This is a genomic window from Nonomuraea marmarensis (genome assembly GCF_043197025.1).
GTDB classification, from domain to species: domain Bacteria; phylum Actinomycetota; class Actinomycetes; order Streptosporangiales; family Streptosporangiaceae; genus Nonomuraea; species Nonomuraea marmarensis.
In genome coordinates this window covers 1-14386 of the sequence record NZ_JBICRM010000039.1, presented here as the reverse complement: position 1 = coordinate 14386, position 14386 = coordinate 1, and the positions used below count along the sequence as shown (strand labels likewise).

Below are 14386 nucleotides of genomic sequence, written 5' to 3'. Positions count from 1 at the left end.
CTCCTGGCCCACCTGTACAGAGGGGATTGGCGGCATAATGACGGCCGATGCCGAAATTTCAGGAGCTGTCCGGATATGCGGCGGCGATCGCCCCGGTCATCGACGCGGCCCACGTCAACGTGCACGCCGCCGCTCGCAGGTCGGCCATCGAACTGGCCGAGACCTCGGGCGTGACCCCTGGGTTCCTGGTCGATCTGCGGTTCGTGCTTCCCTTGCGCTCGCTGACCCGGCCGGAGCTGGGCACGATCTACCGGTACGGCGACGCCGAGCTCGGCCTCCAGGAGCACCTGCGCGAAGGCACGCTGACCGAGGATGGCGACGGGGTGCTGCGACTCACGGACAAAGGGCTGAAATTCATCCACGGTCTGTACGACCTCCATGCCGCCGCGGCCGAGCGGGTCTGGGCGGGCTACGACCTGCCGGAGCTCGCGGGCCTGGTGGGCAGGGTGCTCGACCGGGCCGAACGTGTGCCGGGTGGTGCCCTGGAGCTGATGGCGCCCCCGTACGAGCCGGAGGAGGGGCCGCCGGGGCTGCTGCTGTTCAACAGGATCGCCGCGCTCCGATACCACCGCGCCGACGCGCACGCCGTGGCCTGGCGGGAAGCGGGGCTGTCCGTGGCCGAGATCGTCGGGATGAAGGACGGCCCACTGCGCGCCAGGATCGAGGCGGAGACGAACGTGCGGGCCGCGGCGCCGTACCGGATCCTCTCTGAGGACGAGCGGAGGATCCTGTACGACGGCCTGATGGACCTCGTTTAGAGCGCGGCGAGCAGGCGGCCCACCTGCGTGCGGTCGTTCACGCCGAGCTTCTCGTACGCGGCCTGCAGGTGGTTCGCCGCGGTACGCGTGGACAGCGTCAGCCGGTTGGCGATCTCCCTGTTGGTCAGGCCGGCCGCGGCGAGCTGGACGATCTCCCGCTGCCGTGGCGTGAGCTCCGGCGTGGCCAGCTCGACCAGCGCCGGCGTCGAAACGCCCGGGCAGCGCTTGGCCAGCGCCCACGCCCTGGTCTGCGCGCCCCTGGCCAGCGTGCCGCGCCCGGAGTCCCGGTACGCGGCCGCCTCCTGTGCGGTGGCCTCGGCTGCGTAAAGGATCATCCCCATCCGCTCGAACTCGCCCGCCACCGCCCGCAGCTCGTCCGGATTCCCCACAGCGCGCGCGTGTCTGGCGAGCAGCGCCACCAGCGGCCCCTCCATCCGTTCCGCCAGCATGGAGAGCCGATCCGAGGCCGGACCCCCGAGCCGTACCAGGTCGTGCAGGGCGAACATGAGGTTGCCGCGCAGCTCGTGCCGCTCCGCGTGTTCCACCGCCGACCAGCACAGGCGCACCGCCTCGTCCAGGTCGCCGCCCGCCGCCGCCACCCAGACCGCGGCCTGCAGCACGTGCTGGCGGGTGAACGCCCACCGGGACGCCAGCTCCTCGGCCTCGGCCAGCGCGTCCCGAGCCTGCGCCGTCCTGCCCAGCAACGCGAGGGCGTGCGCCTGCTCCGCCACACACCGCCCCAGGTACGGCTCGCGAGCGGGCAGCCTGGCCATGTCGTCCCTGCACCAGCGCACCGCCCCCTCGGCGTCGCCGCGCAACCTGCTGACCAGCGCCCGGTAGGCCCCGAACCCCGACACCGACAATTCGGCCGCGGGCAGCTCCATGCCCTGCTCCGCAGTACGCGCGGCCGCTTCCAGCCGCCCCGAGAACGCCTGCGCCGCACAGAGCGCGTCCAGGAACGTCGGGAACGCGTGCGGCGCCTCGTCCTTCCAGCTCTCCACGCTCGCCATCGTCCGCTCGGCGACGGCGAGGCTGCGCTCGGTACGCCCCCAGTACGCCTCGACCCAGGCCTCCAGCGACGCCGCATGTGCCGCGCCGCGCACCGTCATGGGCTCGCACGCGCGGGCTCGGGCCAGCGACTGCGCCGCCCCGGCCAGCCGCCCGGCGAAACAGTCGGTCACGGCCCGGTAGACGTACGCCTCCTGCCGCCAGGCGGGATCGGTCAGCGTCTCCGCGGCCACGTCGAGCACCCGGCACGCCTCGGCGTCCGCACCCGCCCACGCCAGGTTGACCCCCAGGCTGTAGGCGTACTGGGCGCGCTCGCTCTCGGTGACCGCGTCCCGCGCCGCCAGCCGCAGCGCCGTCAGGGCCGAATCCGCGGCGCCGAGCACCATGAGCACCTCGCCGAGCAGCGCGACCGCGGCCACGCCCGCCCCCGCGTCGATCGCGGCCCTGGCCAGCCGGGCCGCCAGCCGCGGATCCTGCCTGCCCCAGGCCAGTCTCGCGGCCGCCGCCAGCATCTCCGGGTCGGTGACCGAGCCGCTGTCCAGGCGCCACACGGCCGCCCGCAGCCCGTCCTCGCGCCGCCGCAGCCCGCTGGCCTCCAGCGCCTCGGCCAGCATGCGCAGCCGCCGCCGGGTCCGCAACGTGCCGCAGTCGCCGCGTACCACCTCGCCGTAGAGCGGGTGACCGAGCCGCACGTGCTCCCGCCTCCCCTCGCCCTCGCTCAGCTTCTCAACTGAGCCGAGTGGCTCGCTCACGGCCACGATCAGCCCGCGCGCCTCGACCCGCTCGACCACCTGGGCCGAGGTCAGTGACACGAGCGACTCCGTCCCCAGCGGCTCCCCGAACGCCACCAGTTCCAGCACCTCCCGCTCGTCCTGGTCGAGATGCCCGATCCGGGCCCCGACCAGCTCGCGCAGCCGGGTCGTCATGGACAACTCGCCCCGCCAGCGCCACTGCCCGTCCCGCTCGGCCAGGCAGCCGACGGTGCGGCCGGCGTGCACGAGCTCGCGCAGGTAGAGCACGTTCCCGCCGCTGACCCTGACCAGATGCCGTACGGTCTCCGCCGCCACCTCGCCCCCGAGCGCCCCCGCGAGCACCTGCCCGACCTCGTCCCCGGTCAACGGCGCCAGCTCGATCCGGTCGAGCAGCTCGTCCTTCCACAGCGCGGCCACGGGAGCCGGCAGCGGCTCGCCCGACCGTACCGTCACCAGCACCCTGGCCATCCCGTTCTCCGCCAGGTAGTGCACCAGCGCCGCCGAGGCCGGGTCGAGCCGGTGCGCGTCGTCCACGCTCACCAGCGGCTCGGCCCGCCGCGCGCTGTCGCGCAGGTGGCGCGCGGCCCAGCGCAGCAGGTTCTCCCCGCCCTCCGGCGGCCCCGTCAGTACGTGCGCGAACGCGCCGAACGGGATCACCGACGCCGTCTCCGTGCCCAGCGCGCGCACCACCGCGTAACCGTCCAGCCCGGCCAGCGCCTGCGTGGCCAGCCTGCTCTTACCCACCCCCGCCTCACCGGCGATCATGATGCCCGCTCCCGACCGCAGCGCCTGGCGTACAGTCCTGAGCGGCCCCCGTCGCCCGACGAACGGCCATCCACTCCTGTGCTCGCCCATCGTGCCTCCCCTCTGTCGCCTATCGTGGCGACGGAGGTTCGTGCGAGGTTCAGGTCGGATCGCGCTTCAGCCCGGCTGCGTCCAGTAACAGGTCGATGACGGCATCGGTGCCGTTGAACGGCACCGGCTCGCCCCCCACCTCTTCGAGCAGCCCGCGGAGCTGGCCGCCGGCTTGCTCGGGTTCGACCAGTCGTACGATGACCGTCCTCATCTGGGGACCGCCCTCATGGGGGGGACCATCCTCATCTGTCAACAATCTCGTCAGGCGGTTCAGGTCTGGTTCAGGTGGGATAGGGGGCGGGCTCGACCTCCAGCTCACGCATGCGTTCCGTGTAGAGGTGATAGCGCCTGCGCGCGTCGCCGCGGCGGCCCGCCAGGTCCAGCACCCGCACCAGGCCGAGGAGGGCGCGCTCGTCGTAGCGGTCGCGCTCCAGCAGCCGCAGCCAGTAGCGGGCGGCCTCGTCGTAGCGCCGCTCTTCGGCCCGCGCCGTGGCGAGCCTGGCCGCCGCCTGCACGTACGCCAGCCGGGCCTGCTCGCGCAGTCCCACGGCCCAGTCCGCGTACGGGTCCTCCTCGCAGAACTCCCCGCCGTACCCGCTCTCGGCCGCCGCCCACCGCTCCAGCGCCTCGGCCGTACGACCTGCTTGATCGAGCCGTACGGCCTCAGCCACCAGATCCAGAAATTTCTCGACATCGACGTCGACGTGGGACAGGTCCACCCGCAACGCGCCCTCGTCGGAGACCACGATCTCGTCGGCCGGCCGTTCGTGCCCCGGGTCGAGCACGGCGCGCAGCGTGGACACCATGACGTTCAGCCGCCGCAACCCGACCGCCTCGTCCTCATGCTCCGGCCAGAGGATCTCGACCAGCCGTTCCCTGCTGATCCCGCTCCCGCGCCGGCTGATAAGGATCTTCAGCAGGTCACGGGCCTTGCGCGACTGCCAGTCCGTACGCGAGACGGGCACGGTCCCGCGCAACAGCCGGAACGTTCCCATCGTCTCGACGACCACCTTCGCCCCCGGCGCCGGCGCGGAGCGGGCGATCAGCGCGTCGATCCTGGCGTCGAGCGCCCGGCAGCCGATCGCGTGCATCCGCTCCCGCACTCTCGTGGCCGCGGCGCCACCGGCCTCGGGATCGGCCATGGCGGCCCTGGTCAGCTCGGCCCCGGCCTGCCCGATCGGGTCGCCGAGCATCGTCCACCTGCGTACCGCCTCATCGGCCAGCCGGACGTCGGCGTCGAGCGCGGCGCGCAGCTCGACGATGGCGGCCTGCGCGGCGTGGTCCCTGCGGCTCACCGCCACGGGCTCGGTCTCGTCGAGCAATGCCGTGGCGTCGTCGCGCCGCCCGGCCGCCAGCGCCACCCGGGCGCCGACGACCCTGGCGGCCACCCCCGCGATGCCTTCGGCGTGCTTGAGCGCCTGCTCGGCGACCCGTGCGGCCTCGTCGGGGTCCTCGTCGGCGAGCAGCTCGGCGAGCGCGTTGAGCGCGTTGGACAACGACTGCACCTCGCCCGACGGCGCCAGTTCCGCGATGACCCGCCGGTAGATCGCGGCCGCCGTCCTGCGGTCGCCGCGCAGCACGTGGATCTCGGCGAGCCTGTTCAGTCCGGTGCCGACCAGGCTGGAGCCCATCGCCTCCCACCTGGCCACCGCGTCGGCGGCCTCGGTGGCGGCCTCCTCCAGGCGGCCGAGACCGATCAGGGCCTTGGCGCGGTTGGAGACGTTCAGGGCGGCGTAGGGGGCGAACGACACCAGGTCGGACAGCCGGCCGGCGAGGTCCGTCTCGGCCAGCGCGTCGGCGTAGGAGCCCTCGTCCAGGTAGCGGGAGGCCCGGTTGGCGTGGATGCGGATGAGCTGGACGGCGTCGCCGGCCCGCTCGGCGTACTCCAGGGCGCGCAGGTAGTGGGCGTCGTTCGCGCGGCGGTCGCCGTCGAGGGAGGCGAGCATGGCCAGCACCGTGTGGGCCATCGCCAGCGCTCCCGGGTCGCCGAGGCTCCTGGCCTGCTCCAGGGCCTTGTCGGCGAGCTCGGCGCAGCCTGCCCGGTCGCCCTTCAGCCAGAGCACGGACGCCTTCGACGCGGCGCACATGGCGGCGTCGGCGGGCGGCAGGCCGTACTGGTGTCCCCGTTCGTACGTGGTCATGGCCGCGTCGAGGTCGCCGCGCAGGTGGTCGATGAAGCCGAGCCGCCTGGCCACGAACGCGTCGAACGCCGGGCCCTCGGCGGCCTGGGCGAGCAGGTCACGGGCGTGGTTCCAGTGGCCGCGGTTCTGCTCGGCGATGCCGGCCAGCTTGAGCATCGGGGGCAAGCGCCTGGCGGCCTCGGGTAACAGCTCCAGCGCGGCGACCACGTCACCGCGTTCGGCCAGGCGCAGGCCGTACGAGTCGAGGAGGGAGACCGCGAGCCCCGGGTGCGCGGTCGCGACGGCCGCGCGTAAGGCCAGCTCCGGCTGGTCGTGCTCGACGTACCAGCGGGACGCGACCGCCGCCACGTCGTGGGCCTCGTGCCGGTCGAGCGGGGCGTGCCTGGCCAGGACATGCCCGCTGGTCCTGGTCAGGCGGTGGCCGTCCTGAGCGGCTTCGAGGAAGAGGCCGCGGCTGGTCAGCGAGTCGAGCGTGTCGGGCGGCGCGCCGAGCGTCGCGGCCAGTCCGCCGGTCAGCACGGGCAGCACGGTGGCGGCTCGCAGCAACTCGCGCATGCTCGCGGGCAGGTCCTTGAACGCGTCCAGCGTGAGGCGTTCCAGCGTGGCGGAGTTGGCGGCCAGCCCGGCGGCCGTACGCGGCCAGGTGGCGGGGTCCTCCCGGGCCAGTGCCTCCAGCGCGGCCTGCACGGCGGCCGGCCAGCCGCCGCAGGCGTCGTGCAGCGTGGCGGCGATGGCCGTGCCGGCGTCGCCCAGCCGGTCGAGCGCCCAGGCGGCGGTCTCGGCCGGGGTGAGCGCGAGGTCGGTCGCGTCGAGGTCGAGCACCTCGTGGTCCTGGCGCAGCCGGGCGGTCGGGAACGGCAGCGGCGCCCGCGAGGCCGTGACCAGGTGCAACTGCCTGGGGGCGGCCCTGACCAGCGTCTCCACGTAACGTGCCGAGCCGGGGGCGGTCGCGATGGCGTCGATGCCGTCGAACACCAGCGCCAGCGCCCGCCGCAGCCGCCTGGCCAGCGCCTCGGCCAGCGCGCCCGCCAGCGCCGCGGCCCTGGACAACTCGTCGGCGTCGGGACCGAGCGGGGCCTGCGCCGCCGTGACCAGGTCGGCGGGCAACCCGGGCACCTGGCTCGACAGCGCCGCCGCCACCGCTCCAGCCAGCGTCGGAAGGTCGCGGTCGGCGGGCCCGAGCCGGTGCAGCACCGCGCCGACGGCCTGGCTCCAACCGGCCAGCGCGGTCGACTTCCCGTAGCCGGTGGCGGCTACGAGCGAGGTGAGCCTGTGCGTAAGGGCCCCGTCGAGCCGCCGGTCGAGGGCGGGACGGGGTCGCACCCACCCGCGTTCCACCCCCGCATGCTACGCCCGGGTTTGCGGCGGACTCCAGAGTTCGCAAAGTGCCACCTCCCGGTAACCAGCGGGGTGGCGCACTATGGTCGTACTTCTTAAGCAGGAGGCACCGTGGAACAGGAACTGCCCGGCGGTGCGAGGCTGATCGTGGGGGTGGACGAGTCCCCGGCCTCGCGCTGGGCGCTCGCCTGGGCCATCGGCGCGGCCAGGCTGCACCGGATGGCTCTGGTGGCCGTGCATGTCAGCCGCGCGCCCGTCCATCCCTTCCCCGAGGCGCTGCCCGTCCAGCACGCCGTCAGGCTGGGCGAGGAGGCGCGCTGCACCGAGGTGATCGCCGGCGTGTTCGACGACGTGGCGGGCGGCGTGCCCGACGACCTCACGACGGTGGCGGTCGGCCGGGTCGGCGACCCCGGCTACCACCTCGTCGACCTGGCCCGCGAGGGCGACCTGCTGGTGCTCGGCAGGGGACGGCGCGGCCTGCTCAGCCGCGTCTTCCTGCCCTCCACCAGCATGTACTGCGCCCGGCACGCGCGGACCACCGTCGTGATCGTGCAGCAGCCGTCGCCGCCCGACGATCCCGAGATGTCAGGGGAGCGGGCGCGCCGGTTCTGGAGCCGTCGACATCCTTAGCCGCCGCAGTCCCTCGGGGATGGCGTCTGTGGCGATCGCGCCGTAGCCCAGGACGAGCGCCGGCACCTCGCCGTGCCAGTCGGACAGGCGCTTGGCTACGCGCAGGAGCTGGCCGCGTTCCTGGTGGCCGTGGCCGCCATCAACGCCTGGGACCGGATGGGGCCGCCACCCGGATGACGCCGAAGTCTTACAAGTCGTGAAATATCGTCAGTGGCTGTGGTCGTGGGTGGCGGAGGGCGCGTGCCCGTCGGAGAGGGTGGCCGTGGCGGTGAAGCTCGCCGTACGAACCTTGCCGTCGTGCTGGAAGTCGAGGAACAGCCGGTAGTCGCCGCCGCTGGGCACCTCGGCGTAGAAGGTGATCTCCGGTCCCGCCTTGTCGCCGTCCTCCGGGTGCACGTGCAGGTAGGCGAGGTCACCGGCGCGAAGTGCGACCAGGTGGCCGTAGGCACCCAGGTAGGGCTGCAGGTCGGTGACCGGCTCGCCGTCCTTGTTGACCGTGAGGGTGAGCTTGCTCGACCGGCCGGGGACCAGGTCTCCCGCGAGGTTCACGGTGTAGTCGTCGACGGCCGCCGTACGGCTGACGTGGGGGAGGGGCTCGGGCTGATAGTCGCCCGCGGCCTGCAGATCCGCGCCGAGCGTGAGCTTCTCGCCCCCCGTGGGCGCGAAGTCAGCGAAGGCACGGTACGGGCCTGCCTCCGGCAGCGTCAGCTTGACCGACCAGGTGCCTTCGGGGCTCATATCTGGATGTACGTGCTGAAAGTTCCCCAGATCGCGGGATACGACGATGAAGTGCAACTTCTTGTCGTGCTCGACCTGGTAATCGGTCACCGGCTTGCCGTCGGGACCGGTCACGGTGAACTTGAAGTCCGTGGGCTCGCCGGTCCTGATCGAGGTGATCGGGTTGAGCGTGTAGCCGTTCTGCGACACCTGTAATCCCCCAGGGGTGTCGCTGTTCGCTTGCCGCGTACCGTGCTCGTCGCCATGGGGGGCCATGGGGGTGTGGTCTTGTGTCGCATCGGTCATGTCGGCCGTGTTGCCTGTTGGACCCACGACCCGGCCGATGCCCAAGGCGCCGCCGAAGACGACGGCCAGGCCCAGGGCGTACGTACCGAGTTTGGCGGCGGTGTTCATGGGCGGCCCTCCTTCACCGAGCTCACGCAGTGGCCGCAGGTCATGCCTTTGACGGTGTAGCCGGCGGAGCTCAGAACGATCTCCTCTCGTACGGCGGACTTGCGCATCCCTTCCTCCTCCGGGCGTGCGCCGGACATAGCCGACATCATTGCGGTGATGCAGGCCCGAGACATGCCGATTGCCGCGATCAGCAGCCTGACCCCGCGCCCGCCCCAGCACCCCCGACCACCCACCAAAGCCGCTTCAACCCACTCTGCGCGTCGGGACGGGAAATTTGGCATGATCGGGATGTTGTCCAAGATGAGAACGGGCATAACGGCCCCCACCTGGGGCTGAACACTCGTTCTTCGCACATTCCACACATCTGGTCCGTGCGCAACACAGGGACCGCAGCCATCCCTTGCTAGGCTGCTTGTCAACCGTTGGGTCTCACCCCGGCAGGTGAGGCCGTCGAAGAAGTGGGGTCACACCGTGAAGAAGCTGCTCGTTCTGGCGCTGATCGCCCTTGGGGGGTTGCTGATCTGGCGTAAGGTGCAGGCCGACCGCGCAGAGCTCGATCTCTGGACCGAGGCGACCGGCAGCGAGAACTAACCGACCGGCGAGGCGATGAGTGACGTCGTCCCCATCAAGCTGGCGTGCCTGGACCTGGCGGGCACCACAGTCCGTGACATCGCCATGGTCGAGCGCGCCTTCGCCGAGGCGATCGCGACTCAGGGCATAGTGCCCGGGACCGGAGCGTACGCGCGTGCCATGGTTCACGTGCACCGGTCCCGGGGCTGCCCCAAGATCGATGTCTTCCGCGGGATCTTCCCCGGAAACGAGGCCCAGGCGCAGGCGGCGAACCTGACGTTCGAGCGCTCCTATGAGGGCGCGCTGGACCGGGCAGGTCTCACACCCATGCCCGGAGTCCTGGAGGTCCTCGACAAACTCCGCGGCACCGGCATCAAGCTGGCCCTGATCACCGGCTTCAGCCGAGCCACCCTGAGCCGCGTCCTGAGCATGCTCGGCTGGCACGACAAGATCGACCTCGCCATCTCCCCAGAAGACGCCGGCGGCCGCGGCCGCCCCTGGCCGGACATGGTGCTCCACGCCGTGCTCCGGTTGGAGGTGGAGGACGTACGCCAGGTGGCGGTCATAGGGGACTCGGAAAGCGACATGCTGTGCGGCAAACGAGCCGGGGCCTCGATCGTGGCGGGGGTGATGACGGGCGTCCACAGCAGGGAACGACTGCTGAAGGGCGGAGCGACCCACATCTTGGACTCGATCGCGGATTTTCCGAGCTTGGTGCTGAGCGACGACCTTGGGACGACGCAGGTGGCTTCGTCCGCCCGGTAAGCTATCTTCGTCGAAGGGGCCTTAGCTCAGTTGGCAGAGCGCCTGCTTTGCAAGCAGGAAGTCAGGAGTTCGAATCTCCTAGGCTCCACCAGCCAAAACGCACCCTCGCCGAAGATCGTTGGCGAGGGTGCGTGACTAACTGAGTGACTACGGCGTCTGCTTACGACGGACGATCTCCGTGAGCGCCCGGACGAGCAGACGAAGAACCACCATTGCGTGACGGTGCTTCCGGTCGGAGAAGACCGCCACGAAGGCGGCGACGGGGATCGGGAGAAGCACCAAGAGGACCGTGAGGGATCCAAGGGGTGACGAGCGACATTTGCGTACTCCAAGCACGACAAGGACGCTCATCGCGTCCAAGTCGCGGAGCTTCACGTCAGCTCACACAGAGTCCGAATTGCCTAGAGGCAGGCATGCCATGCGATGAGCAAGATCAATGGTAGCGTGCATGGGCTCGACGGTAGTACAAGCAGCACCTTCGGCTCCGCGCCGTCGCACAGCATGAGAAGTTCCCGGGCCTACGTGCCTGTTGGCGGGTAGGTCCTTGCCGGGTGGACAGACCGTCGGGCCATCAACGGGCCAGCAAGAGGGCCAACATCGGTCACTCACGGGTATTCACGGAGCGTCCAACACGCAGGTCGAGGCGCGTCTATTAAGAATCTTGCCCGCACGCTGACGGGGAGCGTGCTGAAGCAGCCGATGAGCTGTCGTGCGGCGCAGGACGGGAGCCCCGGTGCGCTGATTTCCGGTTAGAGAGGTATACCATTCGCTATACTGCGGTACGTGGCCGACGAGTGGGACGTCTACATCGTCGACGAGGTGCGCGAATGGATCGAGCAACTCGACGACGCAACGCATAAGCGTGTCGTGCAAGCGATCGACCTGCTTGCCGAAGGAGGGCCAGGTCTGGGGCGGCCGCTGGTCGATACGATCACCGCTTCACGTCTGCAGAACTTGAAGGAGCTGCGGCCGGGGACGGTGCGGATCTTGTTTGCCTTCGATCCGTGGCGGTCCAGCATCCTGCTGGTCGCGGGTGATAAGGCCGGGCGGTGGAACGCCTGGTACAGGCAGGCCATCCCGCTCGCCGAACAGCGCTACGAGATCTACATGAAGGAACGTCAGGCGGAGGAGGGCGGATCGTGACGGGATATGCGCGCTGGAAGGACATCCGTGCTGAGCACGTCGAACGTGCCGGCGGCGAGGAAGCCGTGGAGGCGGGCAAGCAGGAACTCCTCGCCAAGGTGCAAGGACACCGGCTTGCCGAGATCCGCCGTAGTCGGGGGATGACCCAGCAGGACATCGCACAGCGCATGGGGGTCACCAAGGGCCGCGTTTCGCAGATCGAGCAAGGCAAGATCTCCGGGCAGGACATTCTCGCCCGGTACGCCACTGCTCTCGGCGGTCAGCTCCATCAGTCGATCTACTTCGACGATGGGGACATCGCAGCCATTGCCTGAGATGTGGGCGAGACGCCGAGAAGTCCTGCGGTAGCAGTTCACGCGTCCTCGGAATGACAGGGTGGGCCGTCGGCCGGGGGGCTGTGTACAGCAGCAGGTACAGCAACATCGGCTTACGTGATCACGTGCCATCAGCCCGTACCTGCCGCCTGACCAGGACGAAGACCTCTCCACGGGGTAACTGGCTCCCGTTTGCAAGCAGGAAGTCAGGAGTTCGAATCTCCTGCTCCACCAGGGAAGACTCTCCCTCGCTGATCACTGTGAGGCGAGGGTGAGTGACAAACTGCGTGACTATCGTGGATCGGCGTGTCACGCGACTTGCTGATCAACACCCTCTGATTCGTCGGGTCGTTCGATGAGCTTGCCGTTCTTGAGTACCGCGCCGGCACGGATCAGCGCGACGAGGTGGTGCGTTGACGGCCCGCCACCGGGTCTGTGCTGATTCGATGAGCTTGGACGCCATCGCGACACGGCGGCGCGGGAGCCGGGGCCCTTGGTGACTCGCTGGCGAAGCCTGAGCTGGCGAGGAAGTTCCACGACAACGCCGTGAGGTCGCTCCCGGAGGAGCGCGCGGCCGAGATCGCGGCCCCGAACGCTCGCCCTTCCTGACGCTCAGAGCGTCGAGGATCTCACCGCGCTGCTGACCTCGGCGGGGGAGCGCTGAGGTCGAGACAGTTACCGCTCCCGGACTTTGTAGGTCAGGTGGGTCGCCCGCTGCGTCGGCTCCGCGCGGACCGGCTCCAGGGCCACGCGGCCCGCGTCCACGCCCTCGAACAGGCGGATTCCGGAGCCGAACAGCACGGGTGACAGCGCGATCGAGAACTCGTCGATCAGGCCGGCGTTCACGTACTCCAGGATCGTTGCGCCGCCGCCCGCGATGCGGACGTCTCGGTCGCCGGCGGCCTCGCGGGCCTGGTCGAGCGCGGTCTCGATGCCGTCGTTGACGAAGTGGAAGGTGGTCCCACCCGGCCGCTCCCAGGGGTCACGCTTCTCGTGCGTCACGACGAAGACCGGCGTGTGGAACGGCGCCTCCTCCGGCCACATCTGCTCGCCGGCGTCGAACATGCGCTTGCCCATCACGCTCGCGCCGGTGCGCTCGAACGTCTCCCGCGCGATGTCGTTGTCGCGCCCCTCCTCGCCGCCCTCGCCGAGCTTCAGGTTCTCCCGGAAGAACCGCTGCGGGAAGATCCACGCATGCAGTTCCATCCACTGCTGCCCCATCAAGTCCCTGAGGGACCCGGGCGCGATGAACCCGTCCAGCGACATGGACACGCTGAAGAACACCTTTCCGGCCATCAGTCCTCAACTCCCTTCCGAACGATCTCGGTGACGTAGGCAGCCAGGTTGCTCAGGGTCTGCCGGCCGCCCTCGATCGCGTGGTACTTCTCGACCGCCTCGTCGTGCAGCTCCTTGGTGGGGAACACCGTGCGCATCTCGATCTGGGTCGCCGCGCCGTCGGGCGCGAATGTGAGGACCGACTCGAAGGCGTTCGGGTCGCCGCGGGACTCACCGTGCAGCAGCGCGATCCGCTCCGGCGGGGCGATCTCGGTCCAGGAGATCCACTCCTGGTAGTCCGTCCCGTCCGGTCCGTGCATCACGAAGTCCCACTCCCCGCCGACGCGGAACTCGAACGCCCGCGTGGTGGTGGTGAACCCCTCCGGACCCCACCATCGCGACAGGTGCCGGACTTCGGTGAACGCCTCGAACACCAGCTCCCGTGGGGCACTGATGACCCGGGAGATCACGATCTCGCGGTCGGCCGTCGCTGACTGCGCTGGCGTGTCCCGTCCTGTTGCTGCCATCGGTCACTCCTCCTGCCTTGCCTGCTTGAGGTCCTGCACGTACGCGTCCAGCCGGTCGAAGCTCTCGTTCCAGAACCGCTCGAACCCGCCGGTCCACTCGTGGACCGGTCGCAGCCCGCGGGCGTCAAGGCCGTACAGGCGCTGCTTGCCTGCCTTGCGGTCCCGCACCAGCCCGACCTCCCGGAGCACCCGCAGGTGTTTGGACGCTCCCGGCTGGGTCATCCCCAGCTCCTGGGCCAACTCGGTCACCGGCCGCTCACCCGCCCGCAGCAGCACCAGGATCTCCCGGCGCTGCGGCTCGGCGATCGCGTTGAAGACGTCCGACGTCGTCGCTGCTCGTGCCATGGCAGCGATCATATACCCATATCGGCATGCGTCAAGCTGGAGGAATCAGGCGGGTCTTGTCAGATGACGATCGTGCAGCCTCGTGCGCGGTCTCAGTCCTGACGCTCTCAGGCGCTCTCGACAGACGGGGGGCGACTGGGTGACTAAGTGGGTGACAATCGCGGCGGACGGACGTAAGCGGACTCTCGTGGATGCCTGGTCCCTGGTGGATGGTGTCGGCGGCCATATGAGAACGAGTGTTTGATTTGATTTGCAAGCAGGAAGTCAGGAGTTCGAATCTCCTAGGCTCCACAGCAGGTCAAAGGCCACTACCCGTGATCGGGAAGTGGCCTTTTCGATCTGGTACAGCTGCAAAGTACGGTTACAGCGTCAACCGTTCTCCACACTCTGGCTTGGACGTGGTTGATAGTGACGGGCCCCTGAGATCGAGGGATTACTCGAAGAGATGGCGGTGGGCCCGGCTCCAGGCCGGCTTTAGCCGGTCACGCTAGTGACCGAGATTGTCGCACCGCCTGACGCGGGCACCTCCCTGCCCAGCAGCCCGCTGAGCGTGTCGGCATGATCAAGCATCGTCTGGGGTAGTTCGTCGCAACGCAGGTCAACGCAGGTCAACGTTGGCATTACTAGCACCGTTCGAGCGTGAGCAGCGGCTCAGAAAACACAGGCGCTGGTGCGCCGGGATCTGCGGCAACAGCCTGCTCCAGGCAGCGGAAGCCGGCCTCCAGCTCGTCGGGACTGAGGTGAGCGAAGAACGAAAGGGTGCGCAGGCGCAGCCGTTCGAGCATGTCACCGCGGGTGCCGGAGGACGGCTCGGTAACCGTGCCGAAGCTGGCA

14 protein-coding genes, 1 tRNA gene and 2 pseudogenes are annotated in these 14386 nt (G+C 69.9%); 7 read left to right on the top strand and 10 right to left on the bottom strand.

Annotated features, from left to right (window positions below):
* The first annotated feature begins 47 nt into the window (after positions 1-47).
* A complete protein-coding gene (locus ACFLIM_RS41625) occupies positions 48-758 on the top strand; it encodes a hypothetical protein (RefSeq protein ID WP_393174729.1) in 711 nt (236 codons plus the stop codon).
* Here the strand turns inward: ACFLIM_RS41625 and ACFLIM_RS41620 are convergent.
* The 3 genes from ACFLIM_RS41620 to ACFLIM_RS41610 all read right to left on the bottom strand — a co-directional run bounded on the left by ACFLIM_RS41620 (position 755) and on the right by ACFLIM_RS41610 (position 6852).
* Positions 755-3373 (bottom strand): LuxR C-terminal-related transcriptional regulator, encoded by a 2619-nt coding sequence (locus tag ACFLIM_RS41620; protein WP_393174727.1) that lies wholly within the window; start codon positions 3371-3373, stop codon positions 755-757. The two genes, ACFLIM_RS41625 and ACFLIM_RS41620, sit on opposite strands and share 4 nt — an antisense overlap.
* 49 nt (positions 3374-3422) lie before the next feature.
* The gene (locus tag ACFLIM_RS41615) at positions 3423-3584 is read right to left on the bottom strand and encodes a hypothetical protein (protein ID WP_393174725.1); all 162 of its coding nucleotides are present in this window, start codon (positions 3582-3584) and stop codon (positions 3423-3425) included.
* A gap of 70 nt (positions 3585-3654) precedes the next feature.
* The gene (locus tag ACFLIM_RS41610; RefSeq protein WP_393174723.1) at positions 3655-6852 is read right to left on the bottom strand and encodes a BTAD domain-containing putative transcriptional regulator; all 3198 of its coding nucleotides are present in this window, start codon (positions 6850-6852) and stop codon (positions 3655-3657) included.
* A 111-nt stretch (positions 6853-6963) separates the two neighbouring features.
* Here ACFLIM_RS41610 and ACFLIM_RS41605 point away from each other — a divergent pair, with 111 nt between their 5' ends.
* Complete coding sequence (locus ACFLIM_RS41605; protein ID WP_393174721.1) at positions 6964-7482, top strand: universal stress protein; 519 nt, start codon at positions 6964-6966, stop codon at positions 7480-7482.
* Positions 7483-7689: 207 nt separating this feature from the next.
* On the opposite strand, the gene ACFLIM_RS41600 is transcribed toward ACFLIM_RS41605, so the two are convergent.
* On the bottom strand, positions 7690-8613 hold the full coding sequence (locus ACFLIM_RS41600; protein WP_393174719.1) for a hypothetical protein: 924 nt from the start codon (positions 8611-8613) through the stop codon (positions 7690-7692).
* On the bottom strand, positions 8610-8750 hold the full coding sequence (locus ACFLIM_RS41595) for a hypothetical protein (RefSeq protein WP_393174717.1): 141 nt from the start codon (positions 8748-8750) through the stop codon (positions 8610-8612). Before ACFLIM_RS41595 ends, ACFLIM_RS41600 begins: the two co-directional genes overlap by 4 nt.
* A gap of 334 nt (positions 8751-9084) precedes the next feature.
* Between ACFLIM_RS41595 and ACFLIM_RS41590 the strand changes: the two genes are divergently transcribed.
* The 5 genes from ACFLIM_RS41590 (at position 9085) to ACFLIM_RS41570 (ending at position 11405) form a co-directional block, all read left to right on the top strand.
* Complete coding sequence (locus ACFLIM_RS41590) at positions 9085-9204, top strand: DLW-39 family protein (RefSeq protein ID WP_020542320.1); 120 nt, start codon at positions 9085-9087, stop codon at positions 9202-9204.
* Between the two features lie 15 nt (positions 9205-9219).
* Positions 9220-9948 (top strand): HAD-IA family hydrolase, encoded by a 729-nt coding sequence (locus tag ACFLIM_RS41585; RefSeq protein WP_393174715.1) that lies wholly within the window; start codon positions 9220-9222, stop codon positions 9946-9948.
* Between the two features lie 15 nt (positions 9949-9963).
* Positions 9964-10039: transfer RNA gene (locus ACFLIM_RS41580), tRNA-Ala, on the top strand.
* Between the two features lie 692 nt (positions 10040-10731).
* Positions 10732-11091 (top strand): type II toxin-antitoxin system RelE/ParE family toxin, encoded by a 360-nt coding sequence (locus tag ACFLIM_RS41575; RefSeq protein ID WP_393174713.1) that lies wholly within the window; start codon positions 10732-10734, stop codon positions 11089-11091.
* Positions 11088-11405, top strand: a complete 318-nt coding sequence (locus tag ACFLIM_RS41570) for a helix-turn-helix domain-containing protein (protein ID WP_393174711.1) — start codon at positions 11088-11090, stop codon at positions 11403-11405. The genes ACFLIM_RS41575 and ACFLIM_RS41570 overlap by 4 nt, the downstream gene beginning before the upstream one ends.
* Positions 11406-11714: 309 nt before the next feature.
* On the opposite strand, the pseudogene ACFLIM_RS41565 reads toward ACFLIM_RS41570, so the two are convergent.
* The 5 genes and pseudogenes from ACFLIM_RS41565 to ACFLIM_RS41545 all read right to left on the bottom strand — a co-directional run.
* Positions 11715-11924, bottom strand: a pseudogene (locus ACFLIM_RS41565) (IS256 family transposase); the annotation flags it as partial.
* Positions 11925-12080: 156 nt separating this feature from the next.
* Complete coding sequence (locus tag ACFLIM_RS41560) at positions 12081-12701, bottom strand: dihydrofolate reductase family protein (protein ID WP_393174709.1); 621 nt, start codon at positions 12699-12701, stop codon at positions 12081-12083.
* Positions 12701-13207 carry an SRPBCC family protein gene (locus ACFLIM_RS41555; protein WP_393174707.1) on the bottom strand — a complete coding sequence of 169 codons (507 nt, stop codon included), beginning with the start codon at positions 13205-13207 and terminating at the stop codon, positions 12701-12703. Before ACFLIM_RS41555 ends, ACFLIM_RS41560 begins: the two co-directional genes overlap by 1 nt.
* A gap of 3 nt (positions 13208-13210) precedes the next feature.
* Positions 13211-13552 (bottom strand): ArsR/SmtB family transcription factor, encoded by a 342-nt coding sequence (locus ACFLIM_RS41550; protein ID WP_075033765.1) that lies wholly within the window; start codon positions 13550-13552, stop codon positions 13211-13213.
* 623 nt (positions 13553-14175) lie between these two features.
* A pseudogene (locus ACFLIM_RS41545) lies at positions 14176-14386 on the bottom strand (class I SAM-dependent methyltransferase); the annotation flags it as partial.

Bases quoted from the DNA above. Each gene is read 5' to 3' on its own strand.
- ACFLIM_RS41625 (WP_393174729.1), top strand. From the start codon at position 48: ATGCCGAAATTTCAGGAGCTGTCCGGATATGCGGCGGCGATCGCCCCG.
- ACFLIM_RS41620 (WP_393174727.1), bottom strand. From the start codon at position 3,373: ATGGGCGAGCACAGGAGTGGATGGCCGTTCGTCGGGCGACGGGGGCCG.
- ACFLIM_RS41615 (WP_393174725.1), bottom strand. From the start codon at position 3,584: ATGAGGACGGTCATCGTACGACTGGTCGAACCCGAGCAAGCCGGCGGC.
- ACFLIM_RS41600 (WP_393174719.1), bottom strand. From the start codon at position 8,613: ATGAACACCGCCGCCAAACTCGGTACGTACGCCCTGGGCCTGGCCGTC.
- ACFLIM_RS41595 (WP_393174717.1), bottom strand. From the start codon at position 8,750: ATGTCCGGCGCACGCCCGGAGGAGGAAGGGATGCGCAAGTCCGCCGTA.
- ACFLIM_RS41585 (WP_393174715.1), top strand. From the start codon at position 9,220: ATGAGTGACGTCGTCCCCATCAAGCTGGCGTGCCTGGACCTGGCGGGC.
- ACFLIM_RS41560 (WP_393174709.1), bottom strand. From the start codon at position 12,701: ATGGCCGGAAAGGTGTTCTTCAGCGTGTCCATGTCGCTGGACGGGTTC.
- ACFLIM_RS41555 (WP_393174707.1), bottom strand. From the start codon at position 13,207: ATGGCAGCAACAGGACGGGACACGCCAGCGCAGTCAGCGACGGCCGAC.
- ACFLIM_RS41550 (WP_075033765.1), bottom strand. From the start codon at position 13,552: ATGGCACGAGCAGCGACGACGTCGGACGTCTTCAACGCGATCGCCGAG.